Annotated in this window: 18 protein-coding genes; 6 read left to right on the forward strand and 12 right to left on the reverse strand. The window is 69.2% G+C overall.

The genetic code is table 11. The features are described 5' to 3' along the window. The 5 genes from E3T37_RS07785 to E3T37_RS07805 all read left to right on the forward strand — a co-directional run. On the forward strand, positions 1 to 486 hold a 486-nt coding region (locus E3T37_RS07785), incomplete at its 5' end, for a molybdenum cofactor guanylyltransferase (protein WP_166806081.1). Positions 487 to 492: 6 nt separating this feature from the next. Further along, complete coding sequence (locus E3T37_RS07790; RefSeq protein WP_134366237.1) at positions 493 to 780, forward strand: DUF6457 domain-containing protein; 288 nt, start codon at positions 493 to 495, stop codon at positions 778 to 780. Next, entirely contained in the window at positions 780 to 1,019 is a 240-nt protein-coding gene (locus E3T37_RS07795; RefSeq protein WP_134366238.1) for a MoaD/ThiS family protein, read from the forward strand. Before E3T37_RS07790 ends, E3T37_RS07795 begins: the two co-directional genes overlap by 1 nt. Positions 1,020 to 1,183: 164 nt before the next feature. Beyond that, the gene (locus tag E3T37_RS07800; protein WP_134366239.1) at positions 1,184 to 2,509 is read left to right on the forward strand and encodes an MFS transporter; all 1,326 of its coding nucleotides are present in this window, start codon (positions 1,184 to 1,186) and stop codon (positions 2,507 to 2,509) included. A 195-nt stretch (positions 2,510 to 2,704) separates the two neighbouring features. Beyond that, positions 2,705 to 3,217 carry a flavodoxin domain-containing protein gene (locus E3T37_RS07805; protein WP_134366240.1) on the forward strand — a complete coding sequence of 171 codons (513 nt, stop codon included), beginning with the start codon at positions 2,705 to 2,707 and terminating at the stop codon, positions 3,215 to 3,217. A gap of 118 nt (positions 3,218 to 3,335) precedes the next feature. Here E3T37_RS07805 and E3T37_RS07810 read toward each other — a convergent pair whose 3' ends face one another. After that, positions 3,336 to 3,851 carry a DUF2231 domain-containing protein gene (locus tag E3T37_RS07810; protein ID WP_198416006.1) on the reverse strand — a complete coding sequence of 172 codons (516 nt, stop codon included), beginning with the start codon at positions 3,849 to 3,851 and terminating at the stop codon, positions 3,336 to 3,338. A 229-nt stretch (positions 3,852 to 4,080) separates the two neighbouring features. Between E3T37_RS07810 and E3T37_RS07815 the strand changes: the two genes are divergently transcribed. Next, positions 4,081 to 4,248, forward strand: coding sequence for a dihydrofolate reductase family protein (locus tag E3T37_RS07815; RefSeq protein ID WP_134366241.1), 168 nt, complete (start codon positions 4,081 to 4,083; stop codon positions 4,246 to 4,248). Positions 4,249 to 4,303: 55 nt separating this feature from the next. On the opposite strand, the gene E3T37_RS17345 is transcribed toward E3T37_RS07815, so the two are convergent. The 11 genes from E3T37_RS17345 to E3T37_RS07865 all read right to left on the reverse strand — a co-directional run bounded on the left by E3T37_RS17345 (position 4,304) and on the right by E3T37_RS07865 (position 18,448). Next, positions 4,304 to 4,456 carry a DUF2252 family protein gene (locus tag E3T37_RS17345; RefSeq protein ID WP_241978679.1) on the reverse strand — a complete coding sequence of 51 codons (153 nt, stop codon included), beginning with the start codon at positions 4,454 to 4,456 and terminating at the stop codon, positions 4,304 to 4,306. Then, positions 4,413 to 5,753 (reverse strand): DUF2252 domain-containing protein, encoded by a 1,341-nt coding sequence (locus E3T37_RS07820; protein ID WP_241985465.1) that lies wholly within the window; start codon positions 5,751 to 5,753, stop codon positions 4,413 to 4,415. The genes E3T37_RS17345 and E3T37_RS07820 overlap by 44 nt, the downstream gene beginning before the upstream one ends. A 96-nt stretch (positions 5,754 to 5,849) precedes the next feature. Next, complete coding sequence (gene narI / locus E3T37_RS07825) at positions 5,850 to 6,623, reverse strand: respiratory nitrate reductase subunit gamma (RefSeq protein ID WP_134366242.1); 774 nt, start codon at positions 6,621 to 6,623, stop codon at positions 5,850 to 5,852. Then, complete coding sequence (gene narJ / locus E3T37_RS07830; RefSeq protein WP_134366243.1) at positions 6,620 to 7,312, reverse strand: nitrate reductase molybdenum cofactor assembly chaperone; 693 nt, start codon at positions 7,310 to 7,312, stop codon at positions 6,620 to 6,622. Before narJ ends, narI begins: the two co-directional genes overlap by 4 nt. Further along, entirely contained in the window at positions 7,309 to 8,988 is a 1,680-nt protein-coding gene (gene narH / locus E3T37_RS07835; RefSeq protein ID WP_134366244.1) for a nitrate reductase subunit beta, read from the reverse strand. Before narH ends, narJ begins: the two co-directional genes overlap by 4 nt. Then, positions 8,989 to 12,771 (reverse strand): nitrate reductase subunit alpha, encoded by a 3,783-nt coding sequence (locus tag E3T37_RS07840; protein ID WP_134366245.1) that lies wholly within the window; start codon positions 12,769 to 12,771, stop codon positions 8,989 to 8,991. It lies immediately after the preceding gene. A 79-nt stretch (positions 12,772 to 12,850) separates the two neighbouring features. Continuing rightward, positions 12,851 to 13,552: a metalloregulator ArsR/SmtB family transcription factor gene (locus E3T37_RS07845; protein WP_134366246.1), complete on the reverse strand. Its 702-nt coding sequence runs from the start codon at positions 13,550 to 13,552 to the stop codon at positions 12,851 to 12,853. A gap of 157 nt (positions 13,553 to 13,709) precedes the next feature. Continuing rightward, complete coding sequence (locus E3T37_RS07850; RefSeq protein WP_134366247.1) at positions 13,710 to 16,433, reverse strand: multicopper oxidase domain-containing protein; 2,724 nt, start codon at positions 16,431 to 16,433, stop codon at positions 13,710 to 13,712. Then, positions 16,430 to 17,512, reverse strand: coding sequence for a hypothetical protein (locus E3T37_RS07855; protein ID WP_134366325.1), 1,083 nt, complete (start codon positions 17,510 to 17,512; stop codon positions 16,430 to 16,432). Before E3T37_RS07855 ends, E3T37_RS07850 begins: the two co-directional genes overlap by 4 nt. Before the next feature lie 76 nt (positions 17,513 to 17,588). Next, positions 17,589 to 17,882 carry a DUF2249 domain-containing protein gene (locus E3T37_RS07860; protein ID WP_241985464.1) on the reverse strand — a complete coding sequence of 98 codons (294 nt, stop codon included), beginning with the start codon at positions 17,880 to 17,882 and terminating at the stop codon, positions 17,589 to 17,591. An 83-nt stretch (positions 17,883 to 17,965) separates the two neighbouring features. Next, positions 17,966 to 18,448: a molybdenum cofactor biosynthesis protein MoaE gene (locus E3T37_RS07865; RefSeq protein ID WP_241975815.1), complete on the reverse strand. Its 483-nt coding sequence runs from the start codon at positions 18,446 to 18,448 to the stop codon at positions 17,966 to 17,968. Positions 18,449 to 18,462 lie beyond the last annotated feature (14 nt).

Raw genomic sequence — 18,462 nt, forward strand, 5'->3', positions numbered from 1 at the left:
GAGGCCGTGCCCGCGGCGGCCTGGACCCTGGAGGACCCACCGTTCGGCGGGCCCGTCGCCGGGATCGTCGCCGGGCTGGCTGCGCTGGACCGGCCCGCGGCATCCGTTGTCGCGGCCGAGTGGGTGCTGGTGCTGGCCTGTGACCTGCCCTGGGCCGCGGATGCCGCGCGCCTGCTGGTGCCGGCGGCGACCGACCCGGGGCTGCCGGCATCCGTTCACGGCCTGCACCTCACCGACGAGGGCGGCCGGGCGCAGTGGCTCGCCGCGATCTACCGTCTGGCTCCCCTGCGGGCGGCCGCGGGCCGGCTCGGCGCCGACGCGCACGGTTCGAGCATGCGTGACCTGCTGGCCCCGCTCACCCTGCGCGGCATCCGGGACGCCGCCGGCGCGGGCAGCGACGTGGACACGTGGCAGGATGTGGAGAGGAGCTCCGCACTCCTGCTCACCGAGGCCGACCCCGTCGCGGAGCAATCCGATGAGGAGTGAAACCGAATGAGCACCTCCGCCCCGCTTCCCCCCGAGGCCCTCGACGACTGGTTGGCGGCCCTCGCCGCGCGGCTGGGCCTCGACCCGGCCGACGTCCCGGTGGGCACCCTGCTCGACGTGGCCCGCGACGTGGCCCACAATGTGGCCCGGCCCGCCGCGCCGCTGAGCACGTTCCTGGTCGGGCTGGCCGCCGCCCGCGCCGGGGGTACCGCCGCCGACATTGAACGCGCCTCCGCCCTGGCCACCGAGCTCGCCCTGGCATGGCCGGCCGACTACCCGGACACGACCCGCTGATGGCCACGGTGCGCTTCTTCGCGGCCGCCGCCGAGGCCGCCGCCACCGACGGCACCGCCCTCGACGCGGCCACGATCGGCGACCTGCGCGCCCGGCTCGTGGCCCGCTACGGGGCCGAGTTCGAACGCATCCTGAACCGGTGCTCGCTGCTGGTGAACGGCACCCGGGCCACGGATGACGCGGTGCCGCTCGCCGGCAGCGACGCCGTCGACGTGCTGCCGCCCTTCGCCGGCGGCTGACCCGGCCCGCCACCGTTCGGCTACCGCCGGGACGAGGTTCGAGCCGGACCGGATCGGAATCATTTTTCACGGTGTTCGCGCGTTGTCGCATCCCGGCCGGCCGGTCAAGGTGGTAGCTATGCGGGCCTTTGGCGCCCGGCAGCGCACCCGGACGAAGGAAGAACATGTCTGTCGCACCGCCCACGCAGTACGCCGCGAACCTCCAACCGGACCTGTCGAACTGGGACCCGGAACACGACGAGACCTGGGATCCGAAGCTCGCCTGGCGCACCCTCTGGATCACCACCTTCAGCCTGACGCTCAGTTTCGCCACCTGGTACCTCGTCAGCGCGATCGCCCCGCGCCTGAACGACATCGGCTACTCGCTGACTCCCGGCCAGCTGTACTGGCTGGTGGCCCTGCCCGGACTCGCCGGCGGCCTGCTGCGCCTGGTCTTCATGTTCCTGCCGCCGATGATGGGCACCCGGGCCCTCGTGGCCATGTCCTCGGCCCTGCTCGTACTGCCCATGATCGGCTGGACCCTCGCCGCCCGCGACACCTCCACCCCGTACTGGGTGCTGCTCGCGCTGTCCTTCTCGGCCGGAATCGGCGGCGGCACGTTCTCCGGCTTCATGGCATCCACCAGCTATTTCTTTCCCAAACGCCTCGCCGGCACCGCGCTCGGCCTGCAGGCCGGCCTCGGCAACTTCGGCATCGGCCTGATGCAGCTGCTGCTGCCCTGGGTCGTGGGCTTCGGCCTCCTCGGCACGGCGGCCCTCACCCCGCAGAGCAGCGCCGCGGGCGACCTGGTCTGGCTGCACAACGGCGGCCTGGTGCTCATCCCCTGGGCGCTGCTCGCCGTCGTGCTCTCGGTCGTGTACCTGCGGCGGGTGCCGGTCACGGCCAACTTCCGCCAGCAGATGGACATCTTCGGGGTGAAGCACACCTGGATCATGACGGCCATCTACCTGATGAGCTTCGGCGCCTACAGCGGCCTGGCCGCCCAGATGGGCCTGATCATCCTCAACGTCTACGGCGACTTCCCGGATGCCCCGAACCCGCTCGCGTTCGCGTTCATCGGTCCCGTCGTGGGCGCCCTGGTGCGCGCGGCCAGCGGGCCGTTCTGCGACCGGTGGGGCGGCGCGATCTTCACCTTCGTCGGCGGCCTCGGCATGGTGGCGGGAACCGCGTTCACGTCCTTCTTCCTCACCCCGACCAGCGTGGACGAGTTCTGGGGCTTCCTCGCCGGCATGATCGTGATCTTCTTCTTCGCGGGACTGGCCAACGCCGGCACGTTCAAGCAGATGCCGATGATCTTCCCTAAGCGACAGGCCGGCGGCGCCATCGCCTGGACCTCCGCGATCGCGGCCTTCGGCCCGTTCATCGTCGGCATCTCGCTCACGGCCATCAGCCCGACCGCGTTCTTCATCGGCTGCACCGTGTTCTGCGTCTTCTGCACCTGGCTCGTTTGGTTCTACTACGCCCGCAAGGGCGCTCCCTTCCCCAGCTGACCGCGCCGCGCCGCGCCCTAACGAATTCGACGGAGATTCTGCCCGAATCGGCCCCAGATACCCCGAAGACGCGCTTTTACAGCAAAATCTCCGTCGAATTGGTTCCGCGCCGGGGGCGGCGGCCGGGGGCGGCCGGCTGCCGCGGTTCCCTCGGCGGCACCATCGACGTATTCTGGGCAAAAAACGGAGGACGTCATGCGAGCACTCGTGGTCTACGAATCCCAATGGGGCAACACCGAGCAGGTCGCGCGTGCGATCGCCGCCGAACTCGGCACCACCATGGAGGTGGAGGTCGTCGACACCGACAGCGCTCCAGCGTCGGCCGACGGCTACGACCTCCTGCTGGTCGGCGGCCCGACGCACGCCTTCTCGATGAGCCGGCCGAACACCCGGCAGGATGCCGTGAACCAGCATGAGGCGCCCCGGTTGCCGACTCGAGGCATCCGGGAATGGCTGGACGGCCTCGCCCCGGTGACGGGTGTCAAGGCCGCGACCTTCGACACCCGCGCGAACGCGCCGCGCCTGCCGGGCTCAGCGGCCCGGGCGGCGAAGCAGGAGTTGAAGAGCCTCGGCTTCGAGATCGTGGTCAAGCAGATGAGCTTCCACGTGCACGGCTACGCCGGCCCGCTCGTGGACGGCGAGCTCGAGCGGGCCGTCGAGTGGGCGCACGAAGTCTCCAGCGGCCTCACCTCCGCGGACACCCAGTAAGTCTCAGAGCACATGGGTGTCTGAGTACCTGGAAAGAAGCCTCCAGCGGCGAACGGATGACCCGGTCGCCGCTGGAGGCTGGGGAACGTCTGACGGCCGCGGAACGGCCAGTGCCGGCTCAGTCCTTGTTGCCGGCGGGCGCCGGTGTGCCCATGTCATCGGACCAGACGGCGGTCGCGCCGCTGTGGCCGATGCGGATGGCCTGCACAGTGGTGCCGGTGGAGGCGAGCAGGGCGGCCGCGGCCAGGACGATGGCGACCCACCTCGGGGCGCGGCGCGTGGAGCCCCGGCCGAAGATCTCCCGGTAGTTCCACCAGAGCAGCACGCCGGCGACCACGGCCAGACCGATCCCCCACGGCAGCAGGCCCTCGGCCAGGTCGGCGTGCGTCTCGATCAGGGCGCTCTCGGAGACCCGCTCCTCGAGTGCTTCGCCGGACTGGGTCGACAACGGCACGAGAACGACGGCGGCCAGGGCCAGCAGCAGCGGAAGGAATCTGGCCCACTTGCGGAAGCGGGGCCACAGGGCGGCAACGACGATGACAAGGGCTGCAGTGGGAACGACGACCTCGGTGGCGTGCACGATGAGGGGGTGAACGGGCAGACCGGCGATGGTGTCGAGCAGCGCTTCGAACATGGTTCTCCTTGTGGGCGTCACCGGGCAGGCACGTGTGTGAGCCCGTACTCTCGCAATGCTAAGCACGGGGAGCCGTACCTCGCCACGACGTGCAGCCTTCCCTCAGTAGCCCGCGCGGCGGGTCGCTGCACAACGGGTCGAAACGAAGGGACAGCATCTTGGCCAGACTCGTCTACACCGGGATCACGTCGCTCGACGGCTACGTGGTGGGCCCGACCTGGCCGCACGGATGATCCGGGCCGGCCTGGTGGACGAGTTCCGGCTGCTCGTCTCGCCGATCATGCTCGGCGGCGGCCACTCCCACTTCCCGAACGGAGTGCGCGTGCCGCTGCAGCTGCTCGCCGACCGCCGTTTCGGCAACGGCGTCGTCTTCGTCCGCTATCGCGCCGAACCGTGAGTCTCGCCCCTATTTTTTCGATTTACCGGGTCTTTTCTCACGGTTCGGCGAAGAACTAGACGCCTTCGATTGCCTGCAGGCGGCCGGAACCGACCGCCCCGGCGAACAGGGCGTAGTCCCGGTCGTTCTGGTCGGCGTAGCGCTCGGAGAAATCGGTGACCGATTTATCGAACTTGTCGCTCTTGCCGAGGTAGGCCGCGATCGCGATCGGGTCGCCCGAGCGGGCGTACGCCCGAGCGGGCGTACGCCCGGGCGAGCGTCCAGCCGCAGGCGTGGGCGTACAGCGACAGGCCGGCCGGTTTCAGCGATTCGACCTCGGCAGACCCCTTCATGTCGCGCAGCTGCCGCCAGTAGATGAAGCGGTTCTCCTGCACGCCCTTCGTCCAGCCCAGGTAGATGTCACTGGCGGCCTGCATCAGCCGTTGGCCCTGCACGACCCGCTCCCCCGGTTGCTTGTAACGACTCTTCGGCAGGTGGTCTTCCAGAACGGATGCCGTGGCCTCCTTGATCTGCAGGAAGAGCGGGTCCTGTTCATCTCGCCCCTGGAGCAGGGCGATGAAGGAGCGGGTGCCGACACTGCCGACACCCACCACCTTGCGGGCCACGTCGACCAGCTGGAACTGCTCGAGCAGATGACGGCGGTCGTCCGGAAGGGTGACCCGGTAGGCGCGCAACTGGTCGAGGATAGCGCGCCGGGTCTCCTCGGCTGACATCCCGAACGCGTCGAGGAGCCCTCGGGCGGGGATGACGATCGGCGGCTGACTCACGATCCGGTACTGCCCGTCGTCGAACTCGGCGAGTTTGGAGAGAGCCTGCAGGCTATCCCTGGTGCGGGCCTTCGCCGAGTTGCGCTGCATTGTCTTCTCGATGGTCCGGTTCAGTTTCCGCTGCTTGCCTGTCCCGGCGCCCACGGACTGTTGGAGGACCTTCGTCAGGTCCTCCTGTGACAACCGGGCGTACCAGATGTCCATGGTGCGCATCTGGGCGAACGAGGCCATGGCCTCTCGATACGCACGGACCGCCGCGAGGGTCACATCCCGGGCGCCGGACGCGCTGAAGCCGTTGTTTCGGGCTGCGATCGTGAAACTGGCGGTCATCCGCAGCACGTCGTACTCGAACGGACCGGGGAGCGTCTCATCGAAGTCGTTGAGGTCGAAGAGGAGCAGCCGCTCGGGTGACACGAACACGCCGAAATTGGAGAGGTGGGCGTCACCGCATTGCTGGGCGATCAGGCCCGCCCGGGGCGTGTCCGTGAGGTCGGTCGCCATGATCTTGGCCGCACCGCGGTAGAAGGTGAAGGGGGAAACCAGCATCCGGTCGTGCCGAACCGGCACCAGGTCCTGCTCCCTGGTGGTGTTCTGAGCCTCGAGCAGCGACGGCGGGTCCGGCCGGTCGGCGGCGGGAACCCAGCCCCGATGACTGGTGAGGGGCGTGCGCTCCCGCGCGCTCCTGCCGCGGGCTTTCCGCTCCTCGACGCTGAGGTGCTGCGCTTTGGGCGCGGTCATGATCGGAGACCTTTCGGCTGCACTGCAATCGGCGGGTGAGAACATCTCCACGATTGCCCGGCCGCGCGCCGGCGTCAATGTCTCCGGGCCGGGCGGCTAACGGCGACTGCCCTCCCGATGGCGGGTGCCGCGTGGCAGCTCGCTCTTCTCCCAGCCGCGGCGGGCCTTCACTGCACCCGCGCCGCGGTGGCCGTCCCGCGAACGGTAGACGATGTAGGGCCGCACGAAGTAGCCGAGCGGCGCCGAGAAGACGTGCACCAGGCGACTGAACGGCCACAGCAGGAACAGGGCCGTCGCCGAGAGCACGTGCAGCTGGAAGAAGAACGGCACGCCGCTCATCAGCGACGGGTCCGGCTGGAAACCGTAGAGGCTGCGGAGCCAGGGCGAGATCGACCCGCGGTAGTCGTAGCCGGCGCCGAGCACCTGGTAGAGCACCGTGGCCGTGGTGCCGAAGGCGATGGTGCCGGCGAGGAAGAGGTACATCACCTTGTCCATCGCGGTCGTGACCAGTTTGACCCGGGCGACCAGGCGCCGACGAACCAGCAGGATGACCAGGCCCGCGATGGTCAGCACCGCCGCGATGCTGCCCAGCCAGGTGGCCCCCAGGTGGTACAAATGCTCGGTGACGCCGAATAACTCGAGCCAGGGCTTGGGGATGAACAGGCCCACGAGGTGGCCGCCGAAGACCATCAGGATGCCGTAGTGGAACATCGGCGAGCCCCAGCGCAGCCACTTGTTCTCGTAGGTCTGGCTCGACCGGGACGTCCAGCCGAACTGGTCGAACCGGTAGCGCAGCAGGTGGCCGACGATGAAGACGACGGCCGCGGCGTAGGGGAACGCCACCCAGAGCAGAATGTCGAGCGGGGTCATACCCGTACGTCCTCACTGTTCGCGGCGGACGGCGAGAACGGTTTGAGATTGCCGAGAAAGGTCATGCCGACCGTCTCGGTGGGCGGTCCCTCGTTGACGAGGTCCAGGTAGCGCTGACGGGTTTCCTCGTCGATCTTCGGCAGCGACAGGGACACCACCTCCACGACGTGCGCGTAGGGGCTCGGCACCGCCTCGAGGGCCGTGCGGAGCACCTCGATGCCGTCGCGGTGGGCGGCGAGCAACTCCTGGGCGATCGGCGACTCGCTGAGGGCCGAGAACTCCAGCACCATCGGCAGGTAGTCGGGCAGTTCGTCCGCCGCCACCTCCCAGCCGGCCGCGCGGTAGGCCTCGACGAAGCGCACCAGCGCCATTCCGCGCCGGCGAGTGTCCCCCGCCGCGTAGTAGCTCAGGTACGGACAGCACTTGCGCTTGAGGTCGAACGTGGCCGTGAAGTGGATCTCCAGCTCCTGCTGGCTCATCGCATCCGCCGCCGTCAGGAACGCCTCGAAGGCGTGGCGGAGCGGATCCGGCAGCAGCGTCACCGATGCGGCCACGGCCGAAAAGCGCGCCCGGCGCTCCTCGCTGGGGTAGTCCAGCAGGATCGACGCCGCCATGTGCGCCATCCGGCCGTCCTCCGCGGACAACGGCAGGGCTGTCACCTTGCGGACCGGCAGCTTCGGCAGCCTCATGCGGGGATCCCGGGGGCGCCGTCGGCGGTTCTGGGCGGGAACATGCCCTTCGGCACGCCGCCGCCGGTCCAGTTGAGCAGGTTGACCCGGCCCGGCGTGGTGGGCCGGGTGCGTTCCCCGCCCTTGCCGACCATCTCGTTGTAGTTGTCGACGGTCGCGTTCAAAGGCATGCCCGGGGTCTTCCCGTAGGGGCCCGCCGCCGTGGCCGCGGTGGGCCCGCCCATGCCGGGGCCGCCGTCGGTGTCGAGCGAGCAGGCGAGTTCCTCCAGCTCGCGCGCCGTCTCGACGTGCGCCTTCGGGATGACGTAGCGGTCCTCGTACTTGGCGATCGCCAGCAGGCGGTACATCGCCTCGATCTCGGTGCCGGTCATGCCGACCGCGGCCGGGATCGACTCGTTGCGGGGGCGCCCCAGGTTGATGTCGCGCATGTAGGACCGCATCGCGGCGAGCTTGCGCAGGGAGGACTCGACCGGAACGACGTCCCCGGCCGAGAACAGGCCGGCCAGGTACTCCACCGGGATGCGGAGCTTGTCGATGGCGGCGAACAGGGTGCGGGCATCCTCGCCGTCGTTGTTGGTGGTCGAGATGACGTCGACCACCGGGGACAGCGGCGGGATGTACCAGACCATGGGCATGGTGCGGTACTCCGGGTGCAGCGGCAGGGCCACCTTGTACTCGGAGATGAGCTTGTAGATGGGGCTGTTCTGGGCGGCGAGGATCCAGTCGTCCTCCATGCCCTCCGCCTTCGCCGCGGCGATCACCTCCGGGTCAAACGGGTCGAGGAAGCAGGCGCGCTGGGCATCCAGCAGGTCCTGCTCGTTCTCGACCGAGGCCTGCGCGAGGACCGCGTCGGCGTCGTAGAGCATCAGGCCCAGGTAGCGCAGCCGGCCGACGCAGGTCTCGGAGCAGATGGTGGGCTTGCCCTGCTCGATCAACGGGTAGCAGAGAGTGCACTTCTCCGCTTTGCCGGTCTTGTGGTTGAAGTAGACCTTCTTGTAGGGGCAGGCGGAGACGCACATGCGCCAGCCGCGGCATCCGTCTTCATCGACGAGCACGATGCCGTCTTCTTCGCGCTTGTACATCGCGCCCGAGGGGCAGGCGGCGACGCAGGCGGGGTTCAGACAGTGCTCGCAGATGCGCGGCAGGTAGAACATGAAGGTGTTCTCGAACTCCATCTTCACGTGCTCGCTCATGGTGGCGAGGATGGGGTCGTCGGCCGCGGTCTCCTGCGAGCCGCCGAGGTTGTCGTCCCAGTTGCCGGACCACTTGATGTCCATGTTCTGGCCGGTCAGCAGGGATTTGGGCCGGGCCACCGGGCTCTGGGTGCTCAGCGGGGCCTTGGTGAGCATGTCGTAGTCGTAGGTCCACGGCTCGTAGTAGTCGTCGATGACGGGCAGGTCCGGGTTGTTGAAGATGGTGGCCAGGCGCTTGATCCGGCCGCCGGAGCGCAGCTTCAGGCGTCCGCGCTTGTTGCGCGTCCAGCCGCCCTTCCACTTCTCCTGGTCCTCGTAGCGGCGCGGGTAGCCCACGCCGGGCTTGGTCTCCACGTTGTTGAACCAGACGTACTCGACGCCGGTGCGGTTGGTCCAGACCTGCTTGCAGGTGACCGAGCAGGTGTGGCAGCCGATGCACTTGTCGAGATTCATGATCATCGACATTTGAGCCATTACGCGCATTTAGTACTCAACCTCCTGGCTGCGTCGACGGATCACGGTGACCTCGTCGCGTTGGTTCCCGGTCGGGCCGAGGTAGTTGAAAGCGAAGGACAGCTGGGCGTAGCCGCCAATCAGGTGGCTGGGTTTGAGCAGGATGCGGGTGAGGGAGTTGTTGGTGCCACCGCGCATGCCGCTGGTCTCGGCGATCGGCACGTTGATGGTGCGGTCCTTCGCGTGGTACATGTACACGGTGCCCTCCGGCATCCGGTGCGACACGATGGCGCGGGCCACGACGACGCCGTTGCGGTTGTAGGACTCGATCCACTCGTTGTCGCGCACGCCGATCTTGTCGGCGTCGAGCGGAGACATCCAGATGGTCGGGCCGCCGCGGGACAGCGAGAGCATCATCAGGTTGTCCTGGTACTCGGAGTGGATCGACCACTTCGAGTGCGGCGTCAGGTAGCGCACCGCCACCTCGGCCCGGCCCTTCGAGCCGGTCGCCCCGGTCGCGGCGGTCGAGCCCACGATCGAGTCGTCGAACAGGCGGTGCATGTCCAGCGGCGGCCGGAAGATCGGCAGCTGCTCCCCCAGTTCGATCATCCAGTCATGGTCGAGGTAGAAGTGCTGCCGCCCGGTCAGGGTGTGCCACGGCTTGAGGTGCTCCACGTTGATCGTGAACGCGCTGTAGCGTCGGCCGCCGTGCTCGCTGCCGGACCATTCCGGGGAGGTGAGCACCGGGACCGGCGCGCCCTGGACATCCGGGTAGGAGAAGCGGCGGCCCTCGTTGTCGCTGGCCAGGTGCGCCAGCTTCATTCCGGTGCGCTCCTCCATCTGGCGGAAGCCCTGCGTGCCGAGGCGGCCGTTAGTGGTGCCGGAGAGGGCCAGCACCATTTCACAGGCCTGGATGGCGGTCTTCAGCTGCGGCCGTCCCGCGGTGGGGCCGCTCTGGACCAGGCCGTTCTTCTGGCCGAGGTAGGCGACCTCGACGTCCGGGTTGAACTTGACGCCCTTGGTGACCATCCCGAGCTTCTCGGTCAGCGGCCCGAGGGCCCCGAGCCGGGCCGCGAAGGCCGGGTAGTCGCGTTCGACCACGACCAGCTTGGGCATGGTCACGCCGGGCACCAGCACCTGGTCGTACTCGACGATGCCGTGGGGGGCGCTCATCGCATCCGGGGTGTCGTGCAGCAGCGGCACGGCGACGAGGTCCTTCCGAACTCCGAGGTGCTCGACCGACATTTCGGAGATCTTCTCCGCCAGGAGGTGGAAGATGTCGAAGTCGGTCTTGGCCTGCCAGGGCGGGGCGATCGCGGGGTTGAAGGAGTGGATGAACGGGTGCATGTCCGTCGTGGACAGGTCGTTCTTCTCATACCAGGTGGCCGGGGGCAGCACCACGTCGCTGAAGATGGTGGTGCTCGTCATGCGGAAGTCGCTGGTCACCATCAGGTCGAGCTTGCCCTCGGGCGCGGTCTCGTGCCATTTCATGGTCTTCGGCCGCTTCTCCGGCGGCGACTCGGGCGCCCGCACCGCGGACTTCGTGCCGAGCAGATGCTTGAGGAAGTACTCGTTGCCCTTGCCGGAGGAGCCGATCACGTTGGCCCGCCAGATGTCCAGGATGCGCGGGAAGTTCTCCGGCGCATCCGGGTCTTCGACCGCGTATTCGAGCGTGCCGTCGCCGAGGGACTCGACCACGTACTGGGCCGGGTCCACACCCGCGGCGACCGCGTCGTCGACCAGGTCGAGCGAATTGCGGTTGAAGGTGGGGTAGCCGGGCATCCAGCCGCGCTTGGTCGACTCGACCAGGCAGTCGGCCGTGGTGCGGTCCTTGAACGTGCCGGCCCCGAGCGGGCTGGACAGGGTGTCGGCGGACAGTCCGTCGTAGCGCCACTGGTCGGTGGCGAGGTAGAAGAAGCCGGTGCCGATCATCTGGCGGGGCGGCCGCACCCAGTCCAGGCCAAACGCGTACTGGCCGTAGCCGGTGATCGGGCGTACCTTCTCCTGGCCGACGTAGTGCGCCCAGCCGCCGCCGTTCACGCCCTGGCAGCCGGTCATGGTGGTCAGGGCGAGGAAGGCCCGGTAGATGGTGTCGGAGTGGAACCAGTGGTTGGTGCCGGCGCCCATCAGGATCATCGAGCGCCCACCGGAGTCCTCGGCGTTCTGCGCGAACTCCCGCCCGATCCGCTCGGCGGCCTGCATCGGCACCGACGTGATGCCCTCCTGCCAGGCCGGGGTGCCCGGCGAGGACGCGTCGTCGTAGCCGGTGGGCCAGACGCCCGGCAGGCCGGGCCGGCCGACGCCGTACTGGGCGAGCAGCAGGTCGAACACGGTGGTGACCAGCTGGCCGGCCACCATCCGCACGGGCACGCCGCGACGGATGACGCCCGCGCCTCCCGCGTGCTGCTCGCCGACCTCGTCGGTCTCCGGTGCCACGTCGAACCGCGGCATGTCGATGGCCACGGATGCCTGGTCGTAGTCGGGTGCGTCCGCGATCGACAGCAGCGGGTCGACGCCCTCCAGGTCGAGGTTCCACTTGCCCACGTCGGTCTCGGAGAACCGGTGCCCGATCGAACCGTTGGGCACGACAACCTGGCCGTCCTGGCCCAGAAGCACCGGCTTGAACGCGGCGCTGGCGACGGTCGGTGCCAGGCCGGGCAGGGCATCCGCGGTCATGAACTTGCCGGGAACGTACGCGTCGCCGCGCTTGGTGAGACCGATCAGGTAGGCGGAGTCGCTGTAGCGCTTCATGTAGTCGACGAAGCGGGGCGTGCGGCGGTCGACCAGGAATTCCCTGAGCACGACGTGGCCCATGGCCAGCGCGAGGGCGCCGTCGGTGCCGGGGTGCACCGCCAGCCACTCGTCGGCGAACTTGGAGTTGTCGGCGTAGTCGGGCGAGACGGTGATGACCTTCTGGCCCTTGTAGCGGGCTTCGACCATGAAGTGCGCGTCGGGGGTGCGGGTGACCGGCACGTTGGAGCCCCACATGATCAGGTAGGACGAGTTCCACCAGTCGGCCGACTCCGGCACGTCGGTCTGGTCGCCGAACACCTGCGGGGAGGCGACGGGCAGGTCGGCGTACCAGTCGTAGAAGGAGAGCATGGTGCCGCCGAGCATGGAGATGAACCGGTTGCCCACCCCCTGCGAGACGATCGACATGGCGGGGATCGGCGAGAAGCCGGCGATGCGATCCGGGCCGTACTTCTTGATGGTGTGCACGTGGGCGGCGGCGACGATCTCGGATGCCTCGTCCCAGCTGGTGCGCACCAGGCCGCCCTGGCCGCGGGCGCTCTTATAGGCGCGGGCGGACTCGGGGTTGCCGGTGACGTCGGCCCAGGCGAGCACCGGGTCGCCGGTGCGGGCCTTCGCCTGGCGGTAGAGGTCGAGCAGCACGCCGCGCACGTAGGGGTATTTCACCCGGGTCGGCGAGTAGGTGTACCAGCTGAAGGCGGCGCCGCGGGGGCAGCCGCGGGGCTCGTATTCGGGCGAGTCGGGGCCGACGGAGGGGTAGTCGGTCTGCTGGGTCTCCCAGGTGATGATGCCGTCCTTGACGTACACCTTCCAGGAGCAGGAGCCGGTGCAGTTCACGCCGTGGGTGGACCGCACCTCCTTGTCGTGGGTCCAGCGGTCGCGGTAGAACGAGTCGGCGTCGCGGCCGCCCTCGAGGAACACCGAGCGGAGGTCGGGCGAGGCCTTGCCGCGGCGCAGGAAGCGCCCGAGTTTCAGGATCGTGTCGTCGATCGGGCCGTCGATGCCGGGCTTCGCGGGTGTGGCGGCCGGCTTCGAAAAGGCGGAATTCTTGAGCGATTTCACACTGTACCCCTTGCACTGCCCGGGGTCACTGCGGTCAGCGACCACCCTCGCAGCCCAGTCTCACCGGCGGGAAAAGGCGCTACAAGTCAGAAACGCCGTGATAAATGATTGCGGGCCGGTGCTGCTCCTGGGGCTGTGCGTCTTCGGCGGGTTCAGTGTCGGACCGGTGTAGGTCGAGAACGCAGGTGTTCGGTTCGACCAGCGGGTGCAGCGCGTCGGCGCTTAGCGGGCCCTCGGTCATCTCCAGCAGTGTCTTCAGCAGCCCGAAGTGCACCCGACAGACCTCGGGGTGTGCCTTGACCATGTCCCTGTACGGGCACTCGTGCAGGTGAACGTGGTCACCGTCGGCGTCGTCGATCGCGAGCCGCGCGTCGAAGCCGGTGCCGTCGAGGTGGTCGTCGAGGGCGTCCAGTTGCCGTTGCAGCGGCGAGTGGATGACGGCCTCGACCCGCAGCATCCGTCGCACCTGATCGCCGTGGCGCTCGGCTGCCTGGGCCTTGGCCGCCCGGATCGAACCCTCGGCGCGGTCCGGGCCGGCGGCGGCGCTGTACAGCATCCGCGGACGGCCCTTTGAGTCCTTGCTTTCCGGCTGGCAGGTGACGAAACCATCGCCGATCAGGCGCTGCAGGTGCTCGCGGGCCGTGTTGTGGTGCAGTCCGGTGGCTTCGGCCAGGTCGCCCACCGTCATGGTTCCGCGTTGCTGCAGAAAGTGCAGCAGTTTGATCCTGCTGAACGAAGCGAGCGTGCGGTAGCTCGACGTGCGTTTCGACGACGGCGTCATCGGCCCAGTCTCCTGTCCACCCGGCAAAACCGATACCCCTGGGCGCAAACTCGGTGCCCGCGGGTCGCCCCTGAACCAATTCGACGGAGATTTTGCCGATTTGGGCCCGAAACCGCCCGCTTTGCGCTTGTGGGACCAAAATCTCCGTCGAATTCGTTCACGGCGTGACCTGGAAGACGCCACGAGCGCCCTTTTCGGCGTCGGACATGACGTGGCTGACGAAGGGATAGCTGCCGGCCTCGGGGAAGGTCAGCTCGACGAAGCCACCCTGGGCGGCGGCCAGGTCGAGCACCTGCGAACCGCCGGTTCCGGTGCTGCCGCCGTCGCGCAGCAGGTAGTCCCCCTCCTTGAACACGGTGTCGAACTGGCCGCCGACGACGTGGAAGGAGCTGCCCACGTTCGGGCCGGCGTCGAGCACCCAGACGCGCACCCGCTCCCCGACTTTCGCGGTCAGCGGCCGGGCACCGTACTGGTTGGCGATGCCGTTGAAGACCACCAGATCGGGGAACTGGGCCGCCACCTTGTCGGCGTCGGCCTCGCCGCCCTGCGCGCCGAGGTAGAGCTCGGACTGCACCAGGACGTATTCCCGGTCGACCGGGGTCAGTCCGGCCGGGTCGATGACGACGGCACCGAACATGCCGTTCGCGATGTGCACCGACATGGGCATGGTGGAGCAGTGGTAGAGCCAGATTCCCGAGCTGGTGGCGGTGAACCGGTAGCTCAGGCTCTGCCCCGGTGCGATGCTGCGCATTGCCTTGTCGGGCGCCAGAGCGCCGGCGTGGAAGTCGATCGAGTGCTCGATCGAGCCGTCGTTGACGAACGTGATGTCGAAGACGTCGCCGACCCGGCCGTGCAGGGTCGGTCCGGGGGCCGTGCCGTTGAACGTCCAGAGTGATTGGGTGACGCCGGGCGACACCTCGGTGGTGACGTTCTTCACCCGCATGGTCAGTGTGTGCACGGTCGGCGTGGACCCGTTCGGCGTGGACCCGGTCTGCACGGATACCGGCGGCAGCACGGCGTCGCGTGCCGTGAAGTCGGCCGCGGGCTTCTTCATCAGGTCGAGGTCGTCCGCCGCCGACGATTCCCCGCCGGCGGAGGCGTGGCCCGCCGGCATGGCCGCGTCCCCGGCAGGGTCCGCGCCGACGGCCACGACGGTGAGGGTCATGCCGAGCAGCTTGTGCCCGGCGATCGAGCACCAGCCGTCGATATCCGTTCCGACGACGCCGATGGTGACATCCTTGCTCGTTCCCGGAGCGACGGAACCGGAGACCACGCCGGTGGCGAGCACGAGGTTGTGCACCATGTCGTCGGCGTTGGTCAGGGTGATCACCAGGGTGTCGCCGGCCGGAATCTCGATCCGGTCCGGGCTGAAACGGGTGTCTTTCATCCTGACGTCCACTCGGGTCGTGTGCCCGGTCGCGTGGCCGCTGGCCGAGACCCCGGCGGATGCCGCCCCGCTCGCCATCCCCGCGGCGGCCGGGTCCATCGCGACGCCGAGGGTGACGACGAGGAGCAGGGCGCCGACGGCCGTGACGGTCGCGCCGGTCCGGCGCGGCTGCTCCGCGCCGGTCGCGGCGGGGCCGCCGGCCGGTCGGATCGGCGAGGCCGAGGCATCCGTGGCTCGGCGCACGCGCCGGTTCACCCGCATCGCCCGGGTCATCAAGACCAGGAAGGANGAGGCATCCGTGGCTCGGCGCACGCGCCGGTTCACCCGCATCGCCCGGGTCATCAAGACCAGGAAGGATGCGAGGGTGCCGACGACGAGCAGGGAGAGGGTGACCCTGACCAGGCTGGGCACCGGCAGCAGGTAGAGCACCAGGCCGCCGTTGACGACGATCACCCGGAACAGCGCGCCACGGTCGAGCTCCCGGGCCGTGGGGCGGGATACCCGGGGGCCGCCGCCGAGCACCACCGGCAGCAGGTAGCTCAGCGCGCCGAGCAGGATCTGCGCGGCGAAACCGACCGCGAACACGGGGACGAGCTGCTCGAGCCGGTCCGCCGCGGCGACCCAGCTGGGAGCGAACGCCACGAGCAGTCCGAACCCGGCCACGCAGAGGAAGAACCAGGCCAGGGCGGCACCGATGCTCCAGCTTGCGAAGGTGGTCGGCGGGGACGTGCGGCCCAGGCGCACGGCCTCGACCAGGACCAGCCCGAGGCCGACCAGGTAGAGCAGGGCGCCGAGGGCGGTGACCAGACGTTGATCGGCCAGCGCGCCGAGGCCGAGCACCGCGAGCCCGGCGAGGAGCAGCGGCAGTGTGCCGCGGGCCGATGCCCGCGTGGTCTGCACCCGGGCGTGCAGCACGGTCGGCCAGAGCAGGGCGACCGTGCCGATGACGGTCAGGCCGACCCAGCCGAGCAGGTTGAGACCGATGTGGGCGACGAAGAGGCGCTCGAAGGGCTCCCCCTCGTCGGTGCGCGCCATCAGCACGCCCAGGGTCACCCCGATCGACAGGGCGACGCCGGCCGCCAGGTAGTAGCGCACGAGCGGCGCGAAGCGGGCCGGCAACGACCCGCGCGACTGGGCGAACAGGATGCCCGCATGCAGCAGGGCGTTGGCCCCGACCAGGCTGCCGCCGACCAGTACGAGCGGCCACCAGCCGCCGACCATGCCGGCCACGACGAGCGCCGCGCCCACGGTGTGGGTCAGGAGCCGGACGCCCATCGAGGCCCGGCCGCCCGGGGCGCTCCGCCGCAGCAGGGTGTCGGCGAAGTGCTGGCTCCAGGTGAGGATGGCGGTGCTGACCGCGCCCAGCAGCAACAGGTGCACCATCAGCCAGGGCGCGACCGGCAGGAAGCGGTGGAACAGCACCGCCACGACGGTGAGGACCAGCCAGGCCGGCACCAGCAGCCCGGTGAGAAGGTGCCACAATCGACGGCTCATCTGATCACTTTCGTTGTTGTCTTTCGGGCGGGCACGCCGAGCAGCACCGACACCACGGCCAGCACCACGAACAGCAGCACCGCCGCGATGTTGGCCACGCCGCCCCACTGCACCAGTTCAGGCAGGCCGCGCGCGTCGCCGAGCAGGATGCGCACCACCAGCGAGGCGTGCAGCAACAGTGCCGGCGCGTACAGCACCGGCCGGTACGGCAGCGGCCGGCGCAGCACCGCGGGCAGGATCGTGGGCGCGTGCGCCATGATCATCGACATCACGAAGCCCAGGAAGACGGCATGCAGCACGGCGTCGTAGGCCGGGCCGGAATAGGCCGGCCCGGCGAGAACCCAGACGGCGCCGACCACGAACAGCCAGGCGTAGCCGGCCAGGAGGCACACGGCAATGTAGCGCGGCAGGCCCACGCCGCGCACGAGCCGGGTCGCCACATCGTGCCGGAACAGCCAGGCCACGACCGCCAGCATCCCGAGCCCGAGGATCGGATAGCCGATCCCGGGCCAGACCAGCGCCACGAGAACGCCCCCGGTCAGGACGAGTGCGGAGGCCAGCAGCCAGGATTCGGCCCGCTCGTCGACGGAGGGCGAGATGCGAGCGAGTTCGAGGCGTTCGCCCGCGATTGTGAGCACCAGGAACAGCGTCATGGCCGGCACCAGGTGCGGGACCGGGGCACCCCCCAGCCAGAGCACGGTGGCGCTCACGCCCAGCAGCGCCCCGAGCGACTGCACCGCCGTGGCGGTCGATGCCTGACGCCGCCAGATCTCCCGGTAGATCGGCAGCAGCATGGCCGACCCGGCCATGAAGGCGAGCTGCCCGATCACGACGGGCAGCGGCGACAGGAGGGCCAGCCCGCCGAGGCCCAGGAAGGCCGGGGACAGGAAGGCCCAGGCGCGCCGGATCGCGACGGCCCGCTCGAGCACGACCACGCTTCCCACGAAGCCGAAGACCATCAGGGGTCCGTGCACATCGGCCAGCCGCGCGGTGACGACCGGAGCCGGCAGGCCCAGCAGCAGCAGCGCCCCGTCAAGCCCCGCCAAAAGGGCGATGCCGCCCAGCAGGAGAAGGGCCATCCGCCAGCCGGCGCGGCGCGGGTGTCGATTCACGACGGGTATCGGGTGCTCGGGTCTGACGTAGGGTACGCGGCGGTCAGGCGACGCGGGTGAAACGGATGCGCCAGGCCTCCGGACCGCGTTCCAGGTACGACACCGAGAACGCGCCGGGACGGGTATTCTCCAACTGAGACAGCAGGGGCAGCGGGTCGTGCGGGGCGATCAGGTCGAGTGCGAAACCGATCTGGATCGCGTCCAGCGCACCGAAGATCGCCGCGTGGCGCACCGCATGCGGGATGGTGCGGCCGTCGAGCACGATGGCCTCGGCGGCGTCATCGTGGTTGCAGGTGCAGGTGTGCGCGGAGCTCAGGGCAATGGGTTCGGCAGTCATGGGAAGCATCCTCCTCGGTGGCACGACCACGCCGCGCTCTAATAAAGATGATACACGTCCGTTTTAATAAATCGAACGCGGAATCAGGCCAGGCCGACCCAGCCGGTCGACCCGTCGGCCTCGTACTGCTTCTTCCAGATCGGCACCTCGGCCTTGACGCACTCGACCAGCCGCTCGCACGCCGTGAAGGCGTCGCCGCGATGGGCGCTCGCCGCGGCCGCGACCAGGGCCAGGTCGCCCACATCGAGGTGGCCGATCCGGTGGCTGAGCGCCAGGTTCACCTGCGGGTATTCGGCGCGGAACCGGGCGACGATCTCGGACAGGATGCGGCCGGCATCCGGATGCGCGCTGTAATCGAGCCCGGTCACCTGCCCGGCCGCGTCGGGGTCGTGGTCGCGCACCTGGCCGATGAAGGTGACGACGGCCCCGCACGAGCCGGTCGAGACGACCCGCACGTGTTCAGCCACGTCGAGGGGGGCCTCGGTGACCCGGGCGAACCCGTTCTCGGCGGGGGTCGCGGCGGCGGGCGGAGTTGCGGGGGCGTCGTTCGTGCGTCCTGAATTCACAGGTCCAGAGTAGC

It is taken from the genome of Cryobacterium sp. TMT2-10 (assembly GCF_004403075.1).
Taxonomy (GTDB): Bacteria; Actinomycetota; Actinomycetes; order Actinomycetales; family Microbacteriaceae; genus Cryobacterium; species Cryobacterium shii.